The organism is Halomonas faecis (genome assembly GCF_010993975.1).
Taxonomy (GTDB): domain Bacteria; phylum Pseudomonadota; class Gammaproteobacteria; order Pseudomonadales; family Halomonadaceae; genus Halomonas; species Halomonas faecis.
Genome location: NZ_JAACZO010000003.1, coordinates 40,409 through 64,432 on the forward strand (window position 1 = coordinate 40,409; position 24,024 = coordinate 64,432).

A 24,024-nucleotide genomic window follows, 5' to 3' on the forward strand; every position below is an offset into this window, starting at 1 on the left:
TCACAGTGCCCAGATGGCAGTCGTAAAAGGGGAGGTGAGCGGCAGACGGGCCTTGACCTGATGAAAGCGATCCGTATACTACGCTCCGTGTTCGAGGCCATTCCCCGATAGCTCAGTTGGTAGAGCAAATGACTGTTAATCATTGGGTCGCAGGTTCGAGTCCTGCTCGGGGAGCCATCGATTCAGAACACGCCATGCTGATCCACGCAGCCGTTCCCCGATAGCTCAGTTGGTAGAGCAAGTGACTGTTAATCACTGGGTCGCAGGTTCGAGTCCTGCTCGGGGAGCCATCAGCGATCCTGCCGCATTCATGCCCATTCCCGAATAGCTCAGTTGGTAGAGCAAGTGACTGTTAATCACTGGGTCGCAGGTTCGAGTCCTGCTTCGGGAGCCATCACTCCCTCTTGGGCATTTCCTCCTCGCGTTTTCATTTTCGATTCCGGTCATACAGGACGTTTCTTGCGGGACGTCAAGAAACCGGCAGCGGTAAAGCCCGAGTCGCGGATCTAGTGCTTCCGGTCACTTGACGCCATCGGCCGGTCATGTTCACTTAACTCCGGTTCAGTTACGTCTCAAGCGAGCGTTTGGATATCCTTCTCACCCATGAGTCGCTGATCGATGTCACAGCAGGTTGACTCGTCTTCCCGTGCTTTCTTCCGCAGTTTGGTGGAGCGCATGGGCGATATCGTTTGGTCGGTCAGGGCCGATGACCTTTCGCTGGAATACCTGAGCCCATCTGCCGAGCGTATCTTCGGCATTCCGCTGCATGCCTTCAGTGACGATTCGGCCTTGTGGCTGGCTCGCGTGCATCCGGATGACCGCGATGCCGTGGCGGCGAGCCACGAAGCACTGTTGGCCCAGGGGAGAGTCGAGCGCTGCTATCGCGTGGTTCGCCCCAATGGCAGCCACGTGTGGCTGCAGGATTCGGCCTGGACGATGGTCGGCGACCACGGTCGCTTGATTCGGCTGTTCGGGGTTGCCAAGGACGTCACCGAACAGCGCAACGCCGAATGTCGGATGCGTGAGAGACTCCGGCTCCTCGAACAGCTCAAGGCGCGCACCAGCGATGCCGTTTTCATCGTCGATATCGATGCGGATGGCAGCTTTCGTTACCGCGAGAGCAATCCTGCCCATCAGCGCAATACCGGCCTGAGGTCGACGGATATCGTCGGCAAGACACCCCATGAGATCGTCGACGGGGCGCAAGCGGATCGGGTAGTGGCGCACTATCGCCAGTGCGTCGAGCAGGGGGAGCCCATCGAGTACGAAGAGCAGCTCCAATTGCCGGGCGGGCTTCGCGACTGGCACACTCTGCTCGTTCCCCTGCGTGACGCGACTGGGCGGATCGTCGAGATCGTCGGCCTGGGACGAGAAGTCACGACCGTGCGTGACAGCGAGCGCCGGCTCTGGGCATCGTGGCAGGAGCTGGACCGGCTGCTCGAGGCCACCCCGGCAGTGCTCTACTCGTGTCGTCCCTCGCGAGATCTCGAGCCGACCTACATCAGTCCCAACCTGTATCGAATGCTCGGCTATCAGCGCAGTGAGCATCTGGGCAAGGCCGTATGGCTGACCGAGCTGGTGCATCCGGAAGATCGTGACGATGCTAGGCGGCAGGTCGAGCGCCTGCTTCTCGAGGGTGGTGCCGTTCGGCTGCGTTATCGAATACGGCATGCCAAGGGGCACTACCTGTGGGTGCATGGCGAGAAGCGTCTGCTCCATGATGGCCAGGGCCGCCCCGAGCGGGTGGTCGGGGCAATGCTGGATCTCAGCGAGCAGCATGCCATGGAGCAGAGACTGGCCAAGCTGAGCGATCAACTGCCGGGCTTCATCTATCAATACCGCTTGAGCGCGAATGGCGAGGGAAGCTTCCCCTATGCCAGCCATCGCAGCCGCGAGATATACGGCGCGGATCCCGAAGCGTTGCGGGAAAGCGATGCCCGTGCGTTCCACGTCATTCATGACGATGATGTGCAGCGGGTCGTCGAGTCGATATGGGAGTCGGCGGAGACGCTGTCCCCCTGGCAATGCGAGTACCGTGTCAACCATCCCGATGGCCATCAGCTGTGGGTTCGGGGCATGGCAACGCCTGAGCGTCTCGATGACGACAGCGTGCTGTGGCATGGCTTCATCTGCGACATCACCCGGCAGAAGCAGACGCAGCTGGAGCTGCAGGCCAGCGAACAGCGCTTTCGGCGCATTGCCGAAACCATCAGCGACGTGCTCGGTCTGCACAACGCCGACGGCGACATGCAATACCGTTTCGCGAGTCCTTCCGCAAGGCGGATCCTTGGCTATGCTCCCAATGAACTGCTGGGACGTGCGCTGTTCGATTTCGTGCATCCCGGAGATGTCGCACGGCTGCTCGACAGGGTGCATCATCGCTACCTTGAGGGGGAAGCGGAGTCAGGCATCGAGTACCGTTTTCGCCATCGTGACGGCCACTACCTGTGGCTGCACACTCAGGTAATGCCCGTCTACGACCATGAGCGGCGCCTGATCGCACTGCAGACGCTGTCGCGCGACGTGACCGAGCAGCGCCAGGCCCTGCAAGCGCTGGAAAGCCTGGCCGAGCGCCAGCAAAGGATTCTCGAGGCGGCGGGAGAGGGCATCTACGGCGTCGACCGGGAGGGCCGCATCACGTTCATGAATACGGCGGCCAGCCGACTGCTGGGCTGGACGTTGCAACAGACGCAGGGCAAGAACTCCCACGAGCTCTTTCACCATACTCGCCGCGATGGAACCGACTATCCTCTCGCTGAATGCCCTATTTTCAAGGCCATGCGCCATGGGCGGCCGTGGCGCGTCACTCAGGATTGCTTCTGGCACCGTAGCGGAAAGATCTTTCCCGTGGAGCTGGTCGCCTCTCCGCTAATCGAGCATGGCGAGATCGCGGGCTGTGTCGTGGTGTTCAAGGACATTACCGAAAGACTGGAAGCTCAGCACCAGCTGGAGCGGCTTTCGACGATCGATGAGTTGACGGGCGCCCCCAATCGTCGCTATTTCCTGCGTCGCTTCCATGAAGAGCTGCAGAGGCTGAGGCGTAGCGGCACGACGGCCAGCCTGCTGATGTTTGACATCGACCACTTCAAGCGCATCAACGACCGGTGGGGGCATGCTGCCGGCGATGAGGTTCTCAAACGGCTGGTCGCGGTTTGCACGGACAAGCTGCGCTCCCAGGACCTGCTCGGCCGGCTCGGGGGCGAAGAGTTCGCCATTCTACTGCCGGAAACCGATCTCGAGGGAGCCAGGGCCTTTGCCGAGCGGCTGCGCCAGGCTTGCGAGTCGATGAAAGTGGCGATGAATCGAGAGGCTCTGCAGGTGACGGTGAGCCTGGGGATGACCCAACTGCAGCCGGAGGACACACCGGAAAGCGGGCTGGAGCGTGCCGACAAGGCGCTTTACAAGGCCAAGCGCGCCGGACGCAATCGCTCATGCGTTGCCGATGGAGACGAGCCCGATGTCAACATGGACAGCGAGCGAACCGGCGACTCCTGAGTGGTGCTGCCTTCGGTTGCGGTCGAAGGCAGCACCGCTGCTGCATCAATGAGCAACCCGCTCAGGGGGTGCCGGCCAGGCGGCGCTGGGAAAGTTCCGCGTAGTCGGCGAGGATCTCGGCCGCTTCAAGAACCTGGGCGCGATCCACGGGCTCGTCGTCCTGATCGTCCTCGTCGCCGTCCCGGGCGTCGGCCCACTCTTCCAGAGGTTCCAGTCCGAGCGCCTCCCGGCGCTGGTTTTCCAGGGCGAGCTGTTCGGCTTCCTGCTGTTCCACTTCGCGCTGACGCTGCTCACGGTCGAGGCTCACGCTGGTGCGCTCCTCACGCATGTGGTCGGCCAGCTCGGCACGCTGTTCCAGGTAGACGAAGTTGGGGTGGGTGTCGGCGCGGCGTTCATGCCGGTTGCGCAGGGTTTCGAGGTACTCCCAGGGTTCGCCGTAGGTGCGATACTGCACTTCGCGGACGGTGTCCCACTCCAGAGCGTTATCGAGGCTGCTTTCGCCGATCCGCTCCGGGTCGATGAGGTTGGGGAAGAGAATGTCCGGTTCCACTCCGCGGTGCTGGGTGCTCTCCCCGGAAATACGGTAGAACTTGGCGCGCGTGAGCTTGATTTGCCCGTGACTGAGGTCGCTCAAGGTCTGCACGGTACCCTTGCCGAAGGTGGCGTTGCCCAGCACCAGGCCACGGCCATAGTCCTGGACGGCGCCAGCGAAGATCTCCGAGGCGGAGGCCGACAGACGGTTGACCAGCACGGCCAGAGGGCCGTCGTAGAGCGCACCGCTCTCGGTGTCACCGTAGAGATTGATGCGCCCCCGAGCATCGCGGACCTGCACGGTGGGGCCGCGGTCGATGAACAGTCCGAGCAGCGAGTTGGCTTCCTGCAGCGCGCCACCGCCGTTGTTGCGCAGGTCGAGCATCAGGCTGTCGATGCCTTCTTCCTGCAGGCGTTCGACCTCTCGGGCGACGTCGCGGGTGGTGCTGCGGTAGTCTTCCTCGCCGGCCTGCCAGGCATCGAAATCGACGTAGAAGGTGGGAATGGTGATCACGCCAACGCGGCGTACGCTGTCCTCGCGCTCGACTTCGATGACTTCGCCTTTGGCGGCCTGCTCCTCGAGATCCACGGTATCGCGCGTGATTTCGACTTCGTGAGAACGGGTCATGTCAACGGCTTCGGCCGGCACCACGTCGAGGCGGACGACGCTGCCCTTGGGGCCGCGAATCAGGTCGACGACCTCATCGAGGCGCATGCCCACCACGTTGATCATTTCGCCATCCTCCTGGCCCACGCCGACGATGCGGTCGGCCGGCTCCAGGACGTCGGCGCGGTCGGCGGGGCCGCCTGGCACCAGGCTGGTGACCTTCACGTACTCACCGTCGGATTGCAGCATGGCACCGATGCCTTCCAGGGACAGGCGCATCTGAATGTCGAAGGACTCGCCCTGGTGAGGCGAAAGATATTGGGTATGCGGGTCGATGCTGCCGGTGACTGCGGCCATGAACAGACCGAAGACATCCCCGCCATTGGTCTGTTCCAGACGCGTGAGCTGTCCTTCGTATCGCTGGCGCAAGTTGGCTTCGATTTCGTCGCGGGACTGACCACTGATGTCCAGCGTGAGCGCGGCATTCTTCAAGCGCTTGCGCCACAGCTCGTCCAGCTCGGCCTCGTTGGTGGCCCAGGGGGCATCGCTACGGTCCGTCTCGAGCCGGTCGTCGCTGTCGAAGGTGAGCGTCAACCCTTCGTCAATGCGTGCCAACAGCCACTCGTAACGAGTTTCGGCACGCTCGTGGTAGCGCCGATAGAGGGCGTAGGCTTCTGCCAGTTCGCCATCAAGGAGCATGTCGTCGAAGCGGGTCTCGAGATGCTCGAAGTCCTCAATGTCGCTCTCGAGCAGAAAGGCGCGCTGGCCGTCGAGAATGTCCAGGTAGCGGTCGAAGGTGGTCTGCGACCATTCGTCGTCGAATTCGATATCGGCGTAGTGGCCATAGCGCAGGGACTCGGCGACTTCCACGGCAACCTGGCGATGGGCATCGTCGGGTTCGATCCGCGCCAGCGCCGTGGCGCTGACCAGCAGCAGCACCACCAGCAGGGTGGTTCTCCGCCGAAGGGCGACAAGCTGGCTCATCAATGAAGCACTCCTGGTTTCGTGTACACTTCCTTCCCTAGACACGCACAAGGCGGACGAGTTGCGAAAGGCCGGTTCGGCATTGTAGCAGTTGTCCTGCCAAGCACAGCCCCTGAAAGAGGATTCTCATGTCTCGGGAAGCCCGACTGGACCGCTTGTTCGACTTTTTGAAGCGCTCGCCCACTCCCTGGCATGCCGTGGCGGCCATGGCCGAGCGATTGGAGGACGCGGGCTATCGTCGTTTGTCGGAGTCCCAGCCCTGGCAGCTCTCCCCGGGCGAGCGGGTCTACGTGACCCGCAACGACTCATCGATCATTGCCGTGCAGCTGCCCCACGAGGAGCTCGAATCACTGCGCATGATCGGTGCACATACCGACAGCCCCGGGCTTCGCCTCAAGCCTCAGGCTGCGCAGCAGAGTGCCGGCTGGCTGCAACTGGGCGTGGAGGTCTACGGCGGAGCCCTGCTGACACCCTGGTTCGACCGCGACCTGGGGCTGGCCGGGCGGTTGCACCTGCGCCATGCCGACGGTCACCTGGAAGGCGTGCTGCTCGACGTCGATCGGCCGGTGGCGATCATCCCCAGCCTGGCCATTCATCTCGATCGCGAGGCCAACAACGGCCGCTCGCTCAATGCTCAAACGCAGATGGCGCCGGTCTTCCTGCAGGGCGGGGAGGGCGCCGATCTCGAGCGCCTGCTGCGAGAGTGGCTCGATGCCCAGCATGGCATTCGCGATGCCGAGATTCTCGACTTCGAACTGGGATTCTACGACCTTCAGCCTCCGGCCCGGGTTGGGGTAAACGGCGAGCTGATCGCCAGCGCTCGCCTCGACAACCTGCTCTCCTGCTTCATCGGCCTCGAGGCACTGCTGGAGAGTGACGGTAGCCAGGGTGCCCTGCTGGTGGCCAACGATCACGAGGAGGTGGGCAGTGCCAGCGCTTGCGGTGCCCAAGGCCCTTTCCTGGGCGATGTGCTGCGCCGCATCAACGCCCAGTTGGGCGAGGTCGGCGACGAGGGCTATATACGCCTGGTCCAGGCATCGCGGCTGATCTCCTGCGACAATGCCCACGCCCTGCATCCCAACTTTCTCGACAAGCACGATGCCGCTCACGGGCCGTCACTCAATGGCGGGCCGGTGATCAAGGTCAATGCCAGCCAGCGCTACGCCACCAACAGTGCGACCGGTGCGCTGTTCCGCGACCTGTGCCGTGAGGCCGGCGTGCCGGTGCAGACCTTCGTGACCCGCGCCGACATGGCCTGCGGCAGCACCATCGGCCCCATCACTGCCACGGAGATCGGTGTGCCGACCCTGGACGTGGGCGTGCCGCAGTGGGCCATGCACTCGATCCGCGAGACGGCGGGCAGTGCCGACGTGGAGCATCTGACCCGGGCGCTGACGGCCTTCGTCAATCGCTCGGTGCTGCCCTGATGCCAGGCGGCGAACCACGGGCGTTGGGCCTCGAGTTTCGCGCCACGAGATACGAGATACGAGCCACGGGTTTCGAGGGGCGAGTTAGACTATGGCCCGCAGCCCGCAGCCCGCAGCCCGCAGCCCGCAGCCCGCAGCCCGCAGCCCGCAGCCCGCAGCCCGCAGCCCGAGCCAAAAAAGCCCGCCTGTTCCCAGGCGGGCTTTTCGGCATTCTATCTGGTGGCTACGCCCTGACTCGAACAGGGGACCCCATCATTATGAGTGATGTGCTCTAACCAACTGAGCTACGTAGCCGCACAACGGGGGCGAAGTCTACGGATTTATCCGGCGCTGGTCAAGCACTTGGCGAGGCCGTGCTCAGACGTTGAAGCGGAAGTGGATGACGTCGCCGTCCTGGACGATGTACTCCTTGCCCTCCAGGCGCCACTTGCCGGCGTCCTTGGCGCCCTGTTCGCCACCGAGCGAGACGAAGTCGTCGTAGGCCACCACCTCGGCGCGAATGAAACCCTTCTGGAAGTCGGTGTGGATCACGCCGGCGGCCTCCGGGGCGGTGGCACCGACCTTGACCGTCCAGGCGCGCACTTCTTTCTCGCCGGCGGTGAAGTAGGTCTGCAGGCCGAGCAGCGCATAGCCGGCACGGATCACCCGGTCGAGACCGGGCTCCTCCATGCCCATCTCGTCGAGGAACATGGCACGCTCATCAAAGTCGAGCTCGGCGATTTCGGCCTCGATCTGGTTGCACACCGGCACCACCACGGCGCCTTCCTCGGCGGCCATCTCGCGGACCACGTCGAGGTAGGGATTGTTCTCGAAGCCGTCTTCGTTGACGTTGGCGATGTACATGGTGGGCTTGAGGGTCAGGAAGCCGAAGCTCTTGAGCTGTTTCTTCGCGTCGTCATCGAGGCCGAAACTGCGCAGCGGTTGCCCTTCGGCCAGGTGCGGCTGGACGCGGTCGAGGATCGCCTTGGTGGCAATGGCCTCCTTGTCGCCGCTCTTGACCACGCGGGTCAGTCGCTGGATGGCCCGCTCCACGGTGTCGAGGTCGGCCAGAGCGAGTTCCAGGTTGATGGTCTCGATGTCGGCCCGCGGATCGATCTGGTTGGCCACGTGGATGACGTTGTCGTTGTCGAAGCAGCGCACAACGTGGGCGATGGCTTGGGTTTCGCGGATGTTGGCCAGGAACTGGTTGCCCAGCCCCTCGCCCTTGGAAGCGCCCGCCACCAGGCCGGCGATGTCGACGAACTCCATGGTGGTGGGGATCACCTTCTGCGGCTTCACGATCTCGGCGAGTCGGTCGAGACGCGGGTCGGGCATGGGTACGATGCCCACGTTGGGCTCGATGGTGCAGAAGGGAAAGTTCTCGGCGTCGATACCGGACTTGGTCAAGGCGTTGAAGAGGGTCGACTTGCCGACGTTGGGCAGGCCGACGATACCGCAGTTGAAACCCATAAGACGTTCCTGAGAGTAATGGGGCGAGGCGCGAAAATGCGTAGGCGCCATTGTACGAGACGGTGCGGTGACGAGCTATAAGCTGTAAGAGCGGCGCTTCGCGCCTGGAAGCTGGAAGAAAAACCCTTGCCGCCAGTTTCTGGTGGCAAGAAGCTGGGCTCCAGCTTCCAGCTTCCAGCTTCCAGCTTCCAGCTTCCAGCTTCCAGCTTACGGCTTGAAACTGTGCAGCCGATTCATGGCGCGGGCCCAGTCGTCGGCGATGGCTAGGGGCAGGGTGGCCTGGCACTCGTCGATGGCCGCGTCGATGGCGGCACGCTCGGCCTTGCCGGGACGGCCCAGTACGTAGTTCGTCACCTGACGGGCGTCGCCCGGGTGGCCGATACCGATGCGCAGGCGGTGAAACGAGTTGTCATTGCCCAGCGCACGGATGATGTCGCGCAGGCCGTTGTGCCCGCCGTGGCCGCCGCCTCGTTTGTAGCGCGCCGCACCCGGAGGCAGGTCCAGTTCGTCGTGAGCGACCAGCAGCTCGTCCGGCGCGATCTTGAAGAACTGGGTCAGCGCCGCAACGGCGCCGCCGCTGCGATTCATGAAGGTCGTGGGTTCGAGCAGGTGCAGCTCATGGCCATCGAGACGCACCTTGGCATGCAACCCGAGGAACTTGCGTTCCGCACGGAGCTCGGTGCCGGCTGTGCGTGCCATGGCCTCGACCAGCCATGCGCCGGCATTGTGCCGAGTGGTGGCGTAGTCGGGGCCCGGATTGCCCAATCCGATGATCGCTTTGACCTGACTCATCGCTCAGACTCCCAACAAAAAAACAAGCGCCGAGGCGCTTGAGGTAAAGAGTGGGGGCCACGCCATGCGTGGCCCCTGAGCGGCGGGCTTACTCGCCGCTCTCTTCGCCTTCCTCGCCCTCGGCGGCTTCGCCGTCCTCGGGTTCGTCGGCAGCGCGGGTCTTGGGCTTGGTGATGCTCAGCACGGCGTTGTCATGATCTTCGCCGTGGGAGAGCTCGACCAAGGTGACGCCGGCCGGCAGCTTGAGGTCGGAAAGGTGCAGGGTGCTGCCCAGCTCGACGTCGGCAATGTCGACCTCGAGGTAGTCGGGGAGATCCTTGGGCAGGCAGCTCACCTCGATGTCGTTGGAGAGCACGTGCAGTTCGCCGCCCTGATCCTTGATGCCGACGCACGTCTCTTCACCGATGACGTGCAGCGGAATGCGCAGGTTGATCGCGTGGGTGGCGTCCACGCGCAGGAAGTCGGCGTGAGTGACCAACGGCTTGTAGGGATGGCGCTGAAGGTCGCGCACCACGACCTGCTGAGGCTTGCCGTCCACCTGCAGTGTGATCACCGAGGAGAAGAAGGCTTCTTCCTCGAGTGCCTTGTAGAAGCTGGTCTTGTCGACGGCGATGGGTTGGGGTGCCTGCTCGCCACCATAGACGATGGCCGGCACTTGTTCGTTCGCACGACGCAGGCGGCGGCTCGCACCTTTCCCCAGGTCGTTACGAACGCTGGCGTTGAGTGTGTAATCGGACATGGAATTGCCTCTTTCTGGAGAATAAGGAAACGCTCGGACCCGCGACCAGATCCCAGCGCTTCCGGTTGCCCGGGCGACATCGCCCGGGACCTACGTCACGCCGTTCGACCGAATGGGATTCAGTGGAACATGGCGCTGACGGATTCTTCGTTGCTGACCCGACGGATCGCCTCGGCGATCAGGCCGGCCACGCTGAGCTGACGGATCTTGCCGCTGCGGCGAGCCGTGTCGGAGAGCGGAATGGTATCGGTGACGACGACCTCGTCGAGCACCGAGCCGGTGATGTTGTCCACGGCCGGGCCGGAGAGAATCGGGTGGGTGGCATAGGCGACCACGCGGCGAGCTCCGTGATCCTTCAGAGCGTCGCCGGCCTTGCACAGGGTGCCGGCGGTATCGATCATATCGTCCACCACCACGCAGGTACGGTTCTCGACTTCGCCGATGATATGCATCACCTGGGCCTGGTTGGCCTGGGGGCGGCGCTTGTCGATGATGGCGAGGTCGGCATTGAGCTGCTTGGCGATGGCTCGGGCCCTTACCACGCCGCCCACGTCCGGCGACACGACCACGAGGTCGTCGTAGTTCTGGCGCTCGATGTCGTCGAGCAGAATCGGCGAGCCGTAGACGTTGTCCACCGGTACGTCGAAGAATCCCTGGATCTGATCGGCATGCAGATCCATGGTCATGACGCGGTCGATACCGGACTTGACCATCATGTCGGCGACCACCTTGGCGGAAATCGGAACGCGGGCGGAGCGCACGCGGCGATCCTGACGGGCATAACCGAAGTAGGGCACCACGGCCGTGACCCGGGTGGCGGAGGCCCGGCGAAGGGCATCCGTCATCAGGATCAGTTCCATCAGATTGTCGTTGGTCGGCGCACAGGTGGACTGCAGAATGAAGATGTCCTTGCCGCGCACGTTCTCGTTGATTTCGACCGCGATTTCGCCGTCGCTGAATTGCCCGACCGTGGCATTGCCGAGACGAGTGTCCAGGCTCTCGGCAACCTTCTGGGCGAGTTCGGGATTGGCGTTCCCGGCGAAAACCATCAATTTTGACACGCGCAGCCACCTTTGCTGTGTTGGGTCTTCAGGGATCGGGTCGACGGTCGTCCGGGACGGAATGGCTGGGGTAGGAGGATTCGAACCTCCGCATGGCGATACCAAAAACCGCTGCCTTACCGCTTGGCTATACCCCAGCAATCGGCTCCGCACCGGGTCGGTTCAGCGCGCTGCCGCCATGGCGCTTTGCAACGGCGGTCATCGACCCAGCGCAGCATGAAGGGGTGAGCGATTCAGGCCTCGTGCCGCGAAGGCCATCCAGCGCTCCGGCATGTCGGCCAGCAGCCGCTGGGCCTCGACGTCGCTCGTCAGAGTGGCGAAGACGCAGGCACCTGTGCCGGTCAGCATGGCCGGTGCGCGCTCGCCAAGCCAGTTCAGCGCGTCAGCGACGGCCGGATAGAGTGCCTTGACGGTAGGCTCGCAGTCGTTGCGCCAGCCGGACGCTCCCCCCTGCAGTGCGCGCGCCATGGTAATCGGGGGGGTGTCGCGTGTCAATTGCGAGGCCCCGAACACGGCCGGCGTGGCCACCGTGACGCCGGGGTGGACGACCACGAACCAGGGGGTATCGAGTTCGACCGGCGTGAGTCGTTCGCCGATGCCTTCTCCCCAGGCAGCATGACCGCGCACGAAGACCGGCACGTCGGCACCCAGGGCGAGCCCCAGGTCGGCCAGTTCGTCCAGCTCGAGATCGAGACTCCACAGGCGGTCGAGGCCGAGCAGCGCCGTCGCGGCGTTGGAGCTCCCACCGCCCAGGCCTCCGCCGATGGGAAGGCGTTTGTCGAGGTGGATGTCGGCACCGAGCCGCACGCTGCCGGCGGCCTGAAGCGCGCGAGCGGCACGTACGATGAGGTTGTCGTCCATGGCAAGGCCCGGCAGCGGTGGCGTGAGCCGGATCTCGTCATCGCTTCGCCGGCGCAGGTGGAGCGTGTCGCCATGGTCGAGGAACTGAAAGAGTGTCTGCAGTTCGTGGTAGCCGTCGGCGCGGCGACCGACGATGTGCAGCAGGCGATTGAGCTTGGCCGGCGCGGGTAGGGAGAGCGTCGTCTCTTGCGGCATTGGCTCAGGCATCGCCCAGCTCTGGCCGCCACTCGTTGATCACCAGGGTCACGCGAAGCTCGTCGTAGGTCATCACCAGTCGGCGCGGTAGCCAGAGCGTTTCCACCTGGACCCAGTCGCGGTAATCGATCGTCCAGCCGTCCTGTTGCAGGTGGCGCGGGAAGCCCAGCGCATCGGTCTCGAGCCGATGAGAGCGCTCGGGCGCAGGCAGGCCGCGAATCCACTCGGCGAGCGCTTCGACGGGCAGCGACCAGCCGAGCTGTTCCTGCATCAGCGCTTGCGGTGTCTCGGCTTCGAAGCGGCCCTCGGCGGTGGTCATCGAAAAGCGACCTTCGCGTCCTTCCAGGGTGTTGCGCCCGCTACCGAACGGACCGCTGATGAGCAGGCGGTAGTAGTGGGGGTACTGGCTCCAGTCGAGGTTGGCGCTGGTCGACTCCTTGGGGGTGCGAAGTCCGGCCTTGCCGATCAGCGTCCAGGTGTCGAGCGCTTCGATGCGGGTCCGTTGTGCCTCCCAGTCACCGGGTTGGCGTTCGCCTTCCGGGGCATCCGGGCGACCTGCACATCCAGCCAGCAGGGCCAGGGCGAGGGCGAGCATGAGACGTCGCGGAGCAGGCAGGAAAAAGGTCATGATCATGTCTCGTCTGTCTGAGAGGCATCGGGAACGAGCTCGGGGATGCGTTCGAGCAACTCGTCCAGCAGCGGGTGTTCATCGAAGCGTTCGAGGGCTTCGCGGAGCTTGCCGCGGGCTTCGTCGCGGCGGTCGAGGGCCCACAGCACTTCGACCAAGTGGGCGGCGACTTCTTGGTCCGGCATGGCGGCATAGGCACGCTCCAGCCACGGGAGGGCGCGCTCGGCATCGCCGAGGCGATAGTAGACCCAGCCGAGGCTGTCGAGAATGGCGGCATTGCCGGGATCGAGTTCGTAGGCGCGCTCAATCAGCGCGCGAGCTTCCTCGAGACGGCCCTTGATGTCGAGGTCGGCCAGGGTATAGCCCAGAGCGTTGAGGGCCATGGCATGCTCGGGATCGTTCTCGATGATGCGCCCGAGGTCGCGCTCCATGGCTTCGAGATCGCCTGCTTGCCAGGTGCGCATGGCACGCAGGTAAAGAAGCTGTTCGTCGTTGGGAGTGCGTTCGAGCTCGCTGTCGAGCAGGGTGTCTGCGGCGTCCTGGCGGTCCTGCTCGTCGAGAAGTTCCACTTCGAGTGCGACCAGGTCGCTGTAGTGTTGCTCGTGGCGCAGGCGTTCGATACGCAGGAAGGCGCGGGCGTCCTGCAGACGTCCATCGTCGATGAGCATGCGTGCCGCACGTAGACGGGCGTTCAGGAATTCATCGCCGGGCGGTACCTGACGGTAATAGAGAAGGGCGTTGTCGACTTCGCCCTCGGCCTCGGCGATGGCGCCCAGCAGCGCGAATGTCGCCGCCGGTGTTTCGTCGCCGTCGGTGAGAGGCAGCAGCAGGCGGCGCGCCGGCTCGAGGTGGCCCTTCTCCAAGTAGAGCTGGGCCAAGGCGAAACGCAGCTCGTGTCCGCCGGCATGACTGTCGAGCAGGGCATCGGTACGAGCTTCGGCGGCGGCTACGTTGCCCAGCGCCAGTTCGGCCTGGGCGAGTTGCAGCACGAAGCGAGGATCGTCCGGAGAAATGTCGAGCCCGCGCCGGGCGGCGTTGCGGGCGCGTTCGGGATCGTCGGCGTTCAGGGCCAGTTGGGCGCGGGCGAACCATATCGCCGGCAACTCAGGGTGCTGCTGAGCGAGTCTGGCGAGACGGGCATCGGCGCGGTGCGTCAGGCCAGTGGCGGCCTCCAGCATGGCCAGTGCCAGTTCGGCATCGTGCAGTCGGGGCAGCTCGTCATCGACATGTTCGAGGAAGGTGGCGAGTCGCCGTCGAAGCGGCACCAGGTCGGTATCGGACTCCAGCGCCAGCTCTACCAGTCCGGAAAGGTCGGCCTGGCTGCCTCGCTCGGCAAGGGCCAGGCGCTGTTCGAGGGCCTCGAGCCAGTTGCCGCGCTGGATGGCGAGACCAGCCAGCAAGCGCATGGGGGCGTCTGCCTGGGGAGCCAGGCGCTGCCAGCGCTCGACGGATTCCTCGAGTAGCAGCGGGTCGCTGCTGAAGCGTGCCGCCAGGGTGGCGCGCTCGGCCAGCGAGGGGATGCCGAGGCGCTCGGCCATCTTCAGGTATTCCTGGGTGGCGCGGCGGTAGTCGCCACGCTGGCCGGCGAACTCGGCCAGCAGCAGCGACGAAAGACTGTCGGCATCGAGTCCCTCCTCGATGGCTGGTGCATTGGCCAGTGGATCCTCATGGGCGTTGTCGGGGGCGGATGTCGGCAGCGCCTGGCATGCGGCCAGCAGCAGCGGAGCGACGAGGCCGGGTGCGGCCAGCCAGAGGCGCCAGCGCCGACCCGGATGATGAAGGCGAGAGCGTGTCGCCGCGCGGTAGGTGGAGGGCATGCGAATCCTGTCCAGTAGACCGAGCCGTCAGCATACCGGCTCATGGCGCATGGGCAAAGCGACGGCCACGCGCTTGGCGGGCAATTGCCGCCGGGCATGACGATGTCCCCGGTGTTGATCGCAGAGGAGACCGCCGGGGGTTCTTGCGGCAGGTCAAGGTTGCATCACGGCCGCCTGGCGCCCGAACGGTCAGGCTGTGATAGAATCTTGCGCCGCAGAGGTGGGCTTTTGCGGCACCACCGAACGACACAACGCGAAGACGCCTAACGCATGACGCTTCTTGCCCTTGGTATCAATCACAAGACGGCTACCGTCGCCGTACGCGAACGGGTCGCCTTCACGCCCCCGCAGTTGACATCGGCACTCGGTCAGCTTCGCGGCATGCCCGAGGTGCGGGAAGCTGCCGTGCTGTCGACCTGCAATCGTACGGAACTGTACTGCGTTACCGAATCCAGCGGTGAACGGCCGATTCTCGACTGGCTGAGCGATTTCCACGGCTTGCCGGTGGATGACCTGTCTCGCTGCGCTTATCACTACCTGGATAACGAGGCAGCACGTCACCTGATGCGGGTGGCCGTGGGTCTCGATTCCATGGTGCTCGGCGAGCCGCAGATCCTCGGTCAGCTGAAGGAAGCCTACCAGTCGGCGCGCGATGCGCAGGGGTTGGGCGGTGAACTCGAGCTGCTTTTTCAGCACACGTTTTCCGTGGCCAAACAGGTGCGCACACGGACCGGCATTGGCCAGAACCCGGTATCGGTGGCCTACGCGGCGGTCAGCTTGGCCAGCCGGATCTTCGATGACTTCGCCCGTTCACGGGCAATGCTGATCGGTGCCGGCGAGACCATCGAACTGGTGGCTCGCCATTTGCGCGAGGCGGGGGTGCGCGAGATGATCGTCGCCAACCGCACCCGTGAGCGGGCCGATGAGTTGGCCAGCCAGTTCAACGCCGAGGCGATTTCGCTCAACGAAATTCCCGATGCCTTGCCGCGCGCCGATATCGTCATCTCCTCCACGGCGGCGCCGCTACCCATCCTCGGCAAGGGCATGGCCGAGCGGGCCTTGAAGAAGCGCCGCCACCGGCCGATCTTCATGGTCGACATCGCCGTGCCGCGGGATATCGAGCCGGAGGTGGGCGAACTCGATGACGTCTTCCTGTATACCGTGGACGATCTGAACGAGGTGATTCAGGAGAATCGCCGGCATCGCCAGGTGGCCGCGGATCAGGCCGAGTCGCTGATCGAGCACGGCGTCAGCATGTGGCTACATGAGCGGCGCATCCGCAGCAGCGGCGAGCTGATCCGGCGCTACCGCGACCAGGCCATCGATCTGCGGGAGCTCTCCGAGCAGCAGGCGCTGGCGCGTCTGGCGCGCGGCGAGGATCCGGAGAGCGTGGTGCGCCTGCTGGCGCATCAGCTCACCAATCGCCTGCTGCACCGTCCCACCGTGGCCATGCGCGAGGCGTCGGGCAGCGAGCGCCGCGACCTGCTGGCCGCCGCGGAGTCTCTGCTGCTCGACCCCCCTTCCCCGAAACCCTGACAGGACACGCCATGAAAGCGACCCTGCGCCAGCGTCTCGATGCCTTCGTCGAGCGCTTCGAGGAGCTTGCCGCCTTGCTGGCGGAGCCCGACGTGATCAGCGACCAGCCGCGCTTTCGCAACTATTCGCGCGAATATGCCGAGCTCGAGCCGCTGGTCGAGGCCTGGCGGGACTACTGCGCCATCGAGACCGATCTGGAAGCCGCCGGCGAACTGACCGACGACAGCGACGCCGAGCTGCGCGAGCTGGCCGAGCTGGAGCTCGCCGAAGGTCGCGACAAGCTGGAGGCACTGGAAACTCGCCTCAAGCAGTTGCTGGTGCCCAAGGATCCCGATGACCGACGCAACGTCTTCCTCGAGGTCCGTGCCGGTACCGGCGGCGACGAGGCGGCACTGTTCGCTGGGGACCTGTTTCGCATGTATTCGCGCTACGCCGAGAAGCAGGGCTGGAAGGTCGAGGTGATCAGTGCCAGCCATGGCGAGCAGGGCGGCTACAAGGAGATCATCTCGCGCATCAAGGGCGAGGGCGTCTATGCGCGGCTCAAGTTCGAGTCCGGCGCGCACCGCGTGCAGCGCGTGCCGGCCACCGAGTCCCAGGGACGCATCCATACTTCGGCGTGCACCGTGGCGGTGATGCCCGAAGCCGACGAGGTGGGCGACATCGACATCGACTCAGGCGACCTGCGGGTGGACACCTTCCGCTCCAGCGGCGCCGGTGGCCAGCACGTCAACACTACCGACTCGGCCATTCGCCTGACTCATCTGCCCACCGGTGTGGTGGTGGAGTGCCAGGAGGAGCGCAGCCAGCACAAGAACCGCGCCAAGGCGATGTCGCTGCTCGCTGCCCGGCTCAAGCAGACGGCCGTGGACAGCCAGCGCCAGGAGCAGGCTGATACGCGCCGTTCGCTGGTGGGCTCCGGTGACCGCAGCGAACGCATTCGCACCTACAACTTCCCCCAGGGGCGCGTCACCGACCACCGCATCAACCTCACCCTCTACAAGCTGGGCGAGGTGGTCAGCGGCGAGCAACTCGACGAGGTGATCGCTCCGCTGATCCACGAATACCAGGCAGAGCAGCTCGCCGCCCTGCAGCAGGAGGCGTGATGTGCAGGGCAAAATAGTGCCGCTCGACAGGCTGCTGTCCCGCGCGGCCGTTCGTCTTCGGGCCGCCGGATCGCCAAGCCCTCGTCTCGACGCCGAGGTGCTGCTGTGCCATGCGCTGGGGTGCGACCGCACCTGGCTCTACACTTGGGGCGACCGTGAGGCGACGACTCTGGTTCGGGCGCGCTACGAGGCGTTGGTGGCCGCGCGCGCCGAGGGTCATCCGGTGGCCTACCTCACGGGTGAGCGGGAGTTCTGGGGGCTCGCCCTGGAGACCCACTCCAGTACCCTGATTCCACGGCCGGAAAGTGAGACGCTGGTCGACGTGGCGCTGGCACTGGCACCGGTGGCGGTGGGCAGGCTGCTCGATCTGGGCACTGGCACTGGCGCCATTGCTCTGGCCTTTGCCAGCGAACGGCCGGGTTGGTCGGTGGTCGGTATCGATCATCAGACCGAGGCAGTGGCTCTGGCACGCCGCAACGCCGAACGGCTGGCCATCGGCAATGCCGCCTTCCTCGTAAGCGACTGGTTCACGGCACTCGTCGGTGAGCGTTTCGACGTGATCGTCGCCAATCCTCCCTACGTTGCTGCGGACGATCCCCATCTGGTGAACGGCGACGTGCGCTTCGAGCCGGTGAGCGCTCTGGTGGCCGGCTCCGATGGTCTGGATGATCTGCGCCATATCGTCGCGGCGGCGTGCGACCATCTGGTGCCGGGGGGGTGGCTCGCGCTGGAGCACGGCCACGCCCAGGGAGCGGCCGTGCGCGAGCAGTTGTCGGTGGCCGGCTACGTCGAGGTGGCGAGTTGCCACGACCTAGCGGGTCACGAGCGGGTCAGCCTGGGGAGAGTGCCCGGCCTGCGTTGAGGGGGCGTTACTGGAGGGGTGGCATCCACTGTGATACATGTGTTCAGGAAAAAATACCGATAGTCGGCCCGATCCCGAGAACGAACGCTGGCGGTTTTCTCCGTCGCTGGGAAATTTCAGGTGAATCGCCTGCCGCGTCGACAGCCTCCATCCATTTCGACCGGTGTGTCCATCCAACAATGAAAGCCAAGACCCGCTCGCTCGATCGCATCGACCTGAAGATTCTGCGTTGCTTGCAGGAGAATGCCCGCATCTCCTATGTCGACCTCGCCGCTCAGGTGGGGCTCTCCACCACGCCCTGCCTGGAGCGCGTCAAGCGCCTCGAGCGGGCCGGCGTCATCCGCGGCTACCGCGCCGTACTCGACCCCCGTGCGCTGAAGGCCAACCTGCTGGTGTTCGTGGAGATTAGCCTGGAGACTCAGTCGCCAGCGGTATTCGACGAGTTTCGTCGCGCCGTGGCGCGGCTTCCGCAGATTCAGGAGTGTCACCTGGTTTCAGGGCAGTTCGACTACATCCTCAAGTGTCGCATCCCCGAGATGTCGGCCTATCGCCAGTTGCTGGGCGACGTGGTGCTGACCCTGCCGGGCGTCAAGGAGTCCAAGAGCTATGTGGTGATGGAGGAGGTCAAGGAGGAGTTTTCCCTCTACGTACCCGATATCGAGGAGCTCGAAGAAAAATGAGTGCCATGAGCGACGAGGCACTGCTGCGCTACAGCCGCCAGATCATGCTGGAGGCGATCGATATCGAAGGGCAGGAGCGCCTGCTCGCGTCCCACGCGTTGGTGGTGGGTGCCGGTGGGTTGGGCTCGCCGGTGGCGCTCTATCTGGCCGCGGCTGGCGTGGGGCGGCTGAGCATCGCTGATGCCGATACGGTGGAGCTTTCCAACTTGCAGCGCCAGATCGCCCATGGCATGGCCGACCTCGGCCACAGCAAGGCTGCCTCGGCCCGCGAGGCGGCGCAGGAGCTAAACCCCGGGTGCCGGATCGAGGCGTTGACGCAGCATCTAGACGGCGAGGCCATGGAGGCGGCCGTGGCAGACGCCGACCTGGTCCTCGACTGCACCGACCGCTTCTCCAGCCGCTATGCCATCAACGCCGCCTGTCGGCGTGCTGGCGTGCCGCTGGTTTCCGGGGCAGCGATTCGCTTCTCCGGCCAGTTGGCGGTCTTCGACCCGCGCGATCCCGACTGCCCCTGCTATGCCTGTCTCTACCCGCCTGATGACCTGGGCGACGAGGCGCTCTCCTGTGCCGAGAGTGGGGTGGTGGCGCCGCTGGTGGGGCTCATCGGCTGTTTCCAGGCGCTGGAGGCGGTCAAGCTGCTCAGCGGTGCCGGCACGCCGCATCGCGGGCTCTCCACCTTTGACGGTTTGCACGGCCAGTGGCGTCATTTCCAGGTGCCGCGGGATCCGGCGTGTGTCGTGTGCGGGAATGCCGGGAAGGCGGATGGCTGAGCCTCGGCCGGGCCGCTCGCGGCTCGACTCGGCGGATAGTGTTGGCATTTTTTAATTGACAGTAAGGTGGCGAAGCATTGCAAGAGGCGTCCTGATATTCGCATTATTCATGCTTTTTTTTCGGGGCCATAGAAATGCTGAAGGTAGGATTGTTGTTGAATACTTGACAATCGTACACCGCCTGGTGTCAAACTGATGTCGCGGTGGACGCAGGGTGTCTGGGCATTCGCCCGAGCGTCCACGGACCGATGCCAACAACAATGAGCGCAGTGCGCATGAATACACAGACGTTTCCTTCCGCTTCTCCCGTGCGACGCCTCGAGCCTGCCGCCTCCTGGTATCGTGACTCCATTGCCGTCGATCTGCACGCCTGCCCTCCGCTGGCCGGTGAGGTGCGGGCCGACGTCTGCGTCATCGGTGGGGGCATCACCGGACTGTCGACAGCGCTGCATCTGGCCGAGCGTGGCCACGCGGTGACATTGCTGGAAGCCGGCGAGATCGGTCATGGGGCGTCCGGGCGCAGTGGCGGACAGATTCTGCCCGGGTTGGGTACCGACATGGCGACCGTCGAAAAGGCACTGGGGCGAGAAGCGGCGCGCGACGTGTGGGAGATGAGCCGCGAGGCCGTGCGTTTGACGGCAGACCTTGTCGAGCGGCATGCGATCCCGTGCGAACTGTCATGGGGCTATCTGCACGCCGCGGTGAAATCGCGTCATGTCAGAGAGCTGAAGGCCTTTCGTGACCGCATGGCCAGAGATTACGGCTATGAAGCCCTGGAGTGGCTCGAGGGCGATGCGCTGCGCGAGCGCGTGGTCACCGATGTCTATCCCGGTGCGCTCTACGAGCGCGAGGCGGGCCACCTGCATCCCCTCAACTATACCTTGGGGCTGGCTAGGGCGGCGCAGGCCGCCGGGGGGCAGCTTCATGAGCACAGCCCCGCGTTGGCCATTCAGCGAGGACCAAAGCCGGCCGTGACGACCCAGGCCGGGCGGGTCAGGGCCGATTACGTGGTGCTGGCCACCAACGCCTATCAGAGCGGCCTGGTGCCCGAGCTCAGCGGTCGGGTGATGCGTGCCGCCAACTACATGATCGCCACCGAGCCGCTCACCGCGGATCAGGCGGCGCGGGTGTTGCCGCACAACGATGCCCTGTCGGATGCCAATTTCGTTCTCGACTACTATCGCCTCTCGGCCTCCCGGCGGCTGATCTACGGCGGCGAAGTGAGCTACGACGGCCGTGAACCGCGCAACCTGTCGGCGCGCATGGATGCCAAGATCGCCCGTCTGTTTCCGTCTCTCCAGGGCGTGAGCATCGACTATCGCTGGGGAGGGGACGTGGCGATCACCCTCAATCGTGCGCCGGACTTCGGCCGCCTGGGTGCCAATCTCTTCTATGCACAGGGGTATTCCGGCCACGGCATGGCGCTGGCGGGCCTGGCGGGCAAACTGCTGGCAGAAGCCATCGGCGGACAGAGCGAGCGCTTCGATGTCTTCGCGGCCATGCCGCATCGTCGCTTTCCGGGTGGGCGCCGCTTGCGTCTGCCACTGCTGTTGCTCGCTACCCATTTCTACAAACTGCGTGATCGGTTGTAACCCGACGGTCGCCATTTCGAGGGCCCTACCATGAGCGACTCCATGACGGCGGATGCTAGCGGCAAGACCCCACCGACCTCGGCCGCGCGGGTTGCCCCGACCCGTGAAGCCTCGGCCATCGAGCTACAGGGGCTGCACAAGCGTTTCGGCCGCGATACCGTGGCCCTGGCCGGTGTCGATCTGGATATCGAGCCCGGGGAGTTCTTTACGTTGCTGGGGCCATCCGGCTGTGGCAAGACGACGTTGCTGCGCATCCTCGCCGGCCTCGAAGAAGCCGATGAGGGGCGCTTGCAGATCGGTGGGCGCGACGTCACCGACGTGCCTCCCCACCGGCGCAGCGTGAATACCGTGTTCCAGTCCTATGCGCTCTTTCCGCATCTGTCGGTGCGCGACAACCTCGCTTTCGGGCTCAAGATGCAGGGGCTTGCGGCGGCCGAGTGCGATGCCCGTGTCGCGAAGATCGCCGAGTTCATCCAACTTGGGGATCTCATCGACCGCCGTGTCGATCAGCTCTCCGGTGGTCAGCGCCAGCGCATAGCCCTGGCGCGGGCCTTGGTCTGCGAGCCCGACGTGCTGCTGCTCGACGAGCCGCTCTCGGCGCTGGATGCAGGCCTGCGCAGTCAGCTTCAGGTGGAACTGCTGCGAGTGCAGAAACGGCTCGGCATGACCTTCGTGTTCGTCACCCACGACCAGCAGGAAGCGATGGTGATGTCGGATCGCATCGCCGTGCTCAATGGAGGGTTGATCCAACAGGTCGGACCGCCGCGAGACGTCTATGAGCGGCCCGTCAATGCCTTCGTGGCTCGTTTCATGGGCCATGACAACCTCTACCCGATCACCGCTCGGGATGGCGACAGAGTGACCACGTCGCTGGGTCAGCTGCGCGTGGAGCAGGCCGGCGACGGCGAGCTGCTGCTGATTCGCCCCGAGACGCTGGACCTGCTGCCTGGAGACGTCGAAGGGCCCAATCATTTGCCGGCTCGCGTGGTCGAGTGCCTCTACCGCGGCAGCCATGCCGAGTATCGTCTCGCCGTCGCCGACACCACCTTGCAGGCCACGGTCAACAACCGCGGTCGCCACCTTCCCGAGGTCGATGAGCGGGTCACCGTCGTGGTGGCGTCCGACGACCTCGTCACCCTGGCCGAGTGAGGAGGAGACATGGCTTATTCCGGCACGCTCCCCACCGCTCGCAGCCGAGCCATGGTTCGCGAGGCCCGCCACCTGCTGATGACCGTGGCGCCCGGCGCATCGTGGATCGTCTTCTTCCTGGTATTGCCCAGCGCCTACCTGATGAGCGTGGCCTTCATGTCCAGCGGCACCTATGGGTTGCCAGAGATGCCGCTCTCCCTGGAGTCGTTCCGTCAGTTGGCTGGATTCGGCTTCCTTGGCTGGAGTCCGGGCAACCTGTACACGCTACTGCGTTCGCTGTGGCAGACGCTGGTCTCCACGGCGCTGGTGGTGATCATCGCCTACCCCATTGCCTATTACATCTCGACCTGCCGTGCCCGGTGGCGCCCGATCATGTTGCTTGCCGTGGTGGTGCCTTCCTGGACCAATCAGGTGATCCGCACGTTCGGCTGGATGAATCTGCTGGCACCGGGAACGCCCCTGTCCGGCGTGGCCGAGAGCCTGGGACTGATTGCGCCCAACATGGGGCTCTATCCATCGAACTTTGCGGTGACGTTGGGTCTGGTCTACAACTTCCTGCCGTTCATGGTTCTGCCGTTGTATGCCGCCTTCGAGAAGCTCGACATAGCCCAGGTGGAGGCCGCACAGGATCTCTACGCCTCGCCGCTGCGCGCTTTCTGGCATGCCGTTTTTCCTCAGACGCTGCCGGGTCTGCTGGCCGGTGTCGTGCTGGTGGCCATTCCCGCCTTCGGCATGTACGTGATTCCCGAACTGCTCGGCGGTGGCAAGGGCATGATGCTGGGCAACCTGGTGGCCAATCAGTTCGCGGGATCCGCCAACTGGCCGCTGGGCGCCGCCGGCGCCATCCTGATGCTGATCGCCACCTTCATCGGTCTGTTCGCCATGCGTCGCATCGGCAAACGCCTGGGTGGCGGCGAGGAGGTGGTGATATGAACAAGCGGTCCTTCCGGCGTGCACTGGCCGGCATCTGGTGGCTGACGCTGCTGTTCCTCTACCTGCCGCTGGCAGTGGTGGCGCTGTTCTCCTTCAATGCGGCCAATAGTGCGGCCAGCTTCACCGGCTTCTCCTTGCGCTGGTACCAGCGCCTGCTGGGCAATGAAGAGATTCTCTCGGCCTTTGCCAACAGCATGATCCTGGCCATCGTCTCCTCGGTGGTGGCACTCGCTATCGGCTGCCTCATCGGTTATGGCATGTATCGTCATCGCCATCGCAAGCTCGGCTGGCTGATCGTGCTGATCTACCTGCCCATCGTGCTGCCGGATATCGTCTTCGGCATTTCCGAGATGGCCTTTTTCGTGCAGATCCACCGGCTGACCGGGTTCCTGCAACCGGGGCTTCCCACCATGATCATTGCCCACGTCACCTTCCAGATCCCCTTCGTGGCGCTGATCGTGTATTCACGCTTCGTCGGGCTCGACCCGGCGCTGTTCGAGGCGGCCAAGGATCTCTACGCCTCGCCGGTCAAGCGAGCGGTGCACTTCATGTTGCCGACCATCAAGCCAGCGTTGATCTCGGCGTTCTTCCTCTCCTTTACCTTGTCGGTGGATGACTTCGTCATCAGTTTCTTCACCGCCGGACCGGAGAGCGCCACCCTGCCCATCTATATCTGGGGGGCGATCAAGAAGGGGGTCTCTCCCGAGATCAATGCCGTTGCCACCCTGATGCTCGGAGCGGTGGCGATCGCCGCCATCGCGAGCCTGCTGTTCAGCCGTCGCCGGCCGGCCTGAGCCGGCACTCAATGACCCA

19 protein-coding genes and 5 tRNA genes are annotated in these 24,024 nt (G+C 64.6%); 14 read left to right on the top strand and 10 right to left on the bottom strand.

Features of this window, described 5'->3' with window-relative positions:
- Positions 1-101 precede the first annotated feature (101 nt).
- The 4 genes from GFD32_RS01910 to GFD32_RS01925 all read left to right on the top strand — a co-directional run bounded on the left by GFD32_RS01910 (position 102) and on the right by GFD32_RS01925 (position 3,495).
- Positions 102-177 (top strand) — tRNA-Asn (locus GFD32_RS01910).
- A gap of 37 nt (positions 178-214) precedes the next feature.
- Positions 215-290: transfer RNA gene (locus GFD32_RS01915), tRNA-Asn, on the top strand.
- 28 nt (positions 291-318) lie between these two features.
- Positions 319-394 (top strand) — tRNA-Asn (locus tag GFD32_RS01920).
- Between the two features lie 224 nt (positions 395-618).
- On the top strand, positions 619-3,495 hold the full coding sequence (locus GFD32_RS01925) for a PAS domain S-box protein (RefSeq protein WP_163574795.1): 2,877 nt from the start codon (positions 619-621) through the stop codon (positions 3,493-3,495).
- Between the two features lie 61 nt (positions 3,496-3,556).
- Here GFD32_RS01925 and GFD32_RS01930 read toward each other — a convergent pair whose 3' ends face one another.
- Positions 3,557-5,617, bottom strand: coding sequence for a carboxy terminal-processing peptidase (locus GFD32_RS01930; RefSeq protein WP_163574797.1), 2,061 nt, complete (start codon positions 5,615-5,617; stop codon positions 3,557-3,559).
- Between the two features lie 128 nt (positions 5,618-5,745).
- Here GFD32_RS01930 and GFD32_RS01935 point away from each other — a divergent pair, with 128 nt between their 5' ends.
- Entirely contained in the window at positions 5,746-7,044 is a 1,299-nt protein-coding gene (locus tag GFD32_RS01935; RefSeq protein ID WP_163574799.1) for a M18 family aminopeptidase, read from the top strand.
- A gap of 217 nt (positions 7,045-7,261) precedes the next feature.
- Here GFD32_RS01935 and GFD32_RS01940 read toward each other — a convergent pair.
- The 9 genes from GFD32_RS01940 to GFD32_RS01980 form a co-directional block, all read right to left on the bottom strand.
- A tRNA-Met gene (locus tag GFD32_RS01940) sits at positions 7,262-7,338 on the bottom strand.
- A 63-nt stretch (positions 7,339-7,401) separates the two neighbouring features.
- The gene (ychF, locus tag GFD32_RS01945; protein WP_163574801.1) at positions 7,402-8,493 is read right to left on the bottom strand and encodes a redox-regulated ATPase YchF; all 1,092 of its coding nucleotides are present in this window, start codon (positions 8,491-8,493) and stop codon (positions 7,402-7,404) included.
- Between the two features lie 207 nt (positions 8,494-8,700).
- Positions 8,701-9,285 carry an aminoacyl-tRNA hydrolase gene (gene pth, locus GFD32_RS01950; RefSeq protein WP_163574803.1) on the bottom strand — a complete coding sequence of 195 codons (585 nt, stop codon included), beginning with the start codon at positions 9,283-9,285 and terminating at the stop codon, positions 8,701-8,703.
- An 88-nt stretch (positions 9,286-9,373) separates the two neighbouring features.
- Positions 9,374-10,024, bottom strand: a complete 651-nt coding sequence (locus GFD32_RS01955) for a 50S ribosomal protein L25/general stress protein Ctc (protein WP_163574805.1) — start codon at positions 10,022-10,024, stop codon at positions 9,374-9,376.
- A gap of 119 nt (positions 10,025-10,143) precedes the next feature.
- On the bottom strand, positions 10,144-11,085 hold the full coding sequence (locus GFD32_RS01960; protein WP_205599008.1) for a ribose-phosphate pyrophosphokinase: 942 nt from the start codon (positions 11,083-11,085) through the stop codon (positions 10,144-10,146).
- A gap of 62 nt (positions 11,086-11,147) precedes the next feature.
- A tRNA-Gln gene (locus GFD32_RS01965) sits at positions 11,148-11,222 on the bottom strand.
- A gap of 61 nt (positions 11,223-11,283) precedes the next feature.
- Positions 11,284-12,141, bottom strand: coding sequence for a 4-(cytidine 5'-diphospho)-2-C-methyl-D-erythritol kinase (ispE, locus tag GFD32_RS01970; RefSeq protein WP_163574974.1), 858 nt, complete (start codon positions 12,139-12,141; stop codon positions 11,284-11,286).
- Between the two features lie 4 nt (positions 12,142-12,145).
- Positions 12,146-12,769, bottom strand: coding sequence for a lipoprotein insertase outer membrane protein LolB (gene lolB / locus GFD32_RS01975; protein ID WP_163574807.1), 624 nt, complete (start codon positions 12,767-12,769; stop codon positions 12,146-12,148).
- Between the two features lie 2 nt (positions 12,770-12,771).
- Positions 12,772-14,586, bottom strand: coding sequence for a tetratricopeptide repeat protein (locus GFD32_RS01980; RefSeq protein WP_163574809.1), 1,815 nt, complete (start codon positions 14,584-14,586; stop codon positions 12,772-12,774).
- Between the two features lie 270 nt (positions 14,587-14,856).
- On the opposite strand from GFD32_RS01980, the gene hemA reads away from it, so the two are divergent.
- From hemA to GFD32_RS02025, 9 genes are all read left to right on the top strand, one after another.
- Complete coding sequence (hemA, locus tag GFD32_RS01985) at positions 14,857-16,122, top strand: glutamyl-tRNA reductase (RefSeq protein ID WP_163574811.1); 1,266 nt, start codon at positions 14,857-14,859, stop codon at positions 16,120-16,122.
- Between the two features lie 11 nt (positions 16,123-16,133).
- The gene (gene prfA, locus GFD32_RS01990; protein WP_163574813.1) at positions 16,134-17,225 is read left to right on the top strand and encodes a peptide chain release factor 1; all 1,092 of its coding nucleotides are present in this window, start codon (positions 16,134-16,136) and stop codon (positions 17,223-17,225) included.
- A 16-nt stretch (positions 17,226-17,241) separates the two neighbouring features.
- A complete protein-coding gene (gene prmC, locus GFD32_RS01995; protein WP_163574975.1) occupies positions 17,242-18,087 on the top strand; it encodes a peptide chain release factor N(5)-glutamine methyltransferase in 846 nt (281 codons plus the stop codon).
- Positions 18,088-18,266: 179 nt separating this feature from the next.
- Entirely contained in the window at positions 18,267-18,767 is a 501-nt protein-coding gene (locus tag GFD32_RS02000; protein WP_163574814.1) for an Lrp/AsnC ligand binding domain-containing protein, read from the top strand.
- Between the two features lie 5 nt (positions 18,768-18,772).
- Positions 18,773-19,537, top strand: coding sequence for a HesA/MoeB/ThiF family protein (locus GFD32_RS02005; RefSeq protein WP_163574976.1), 765 nt, complete (start codon positions 18,773-18,775; stop codon positions 19,535-19,537).
- A gap of 275 nt (positions 19,538-19,812) precedes the next feature.
- Positions 19,813-21,129: an NAD(P)/FAD-dependent oxidoreductase gene (locus GFD32_RS02010; RefSeq protein WP_163574817.1), complete on the top strand. Its 1,317-nt coding sequence runs from the start codon at positions 19,813-19,815 to the stop codon at positions 21,127-21,129.
- Between the two features lie 30 nt (positions 21,130-21,159).
- Positions 21,160-22,278: an ABC transporter ATP-binding protein gene (locus GFD32_RS02015; protein WP_163574819.1), complete on the top strand. Its 1,119-nt coding sequence runs from the start codon at positions 21,160-21,162 to the stop codon at positions 22,276-22,278.
- Positions 22,279-22,287: 9 nt separating this feature from the next.
- Complete coding sequence (locus GFD32_RS02020) at positions 22,288-23,211, top strand: ABC transporter permease (RefSeq protein WP_163574821.1); 924 nt, start codon at positions 22,288-22,290, stop codon at positions 23,209-23,211.
- Positions 23,208-24,005: an ABC transporter permease gene (locus GFD32_RS02025; protein WP_163574822.1), complete on the top strand. Its 798-nt coding sequence runs from the start codon at positions 23,208-23,210 to the stop codon at positions 24,003-24,005. The genes GFD32_RS02020 and GFD32_RS02025 overlap by 4 nt, the downstream gene beginning before the upstream one ends.
- The last annotated feature ends 19 nt before the right edge of the window (positions 24,006-24,024 follow it).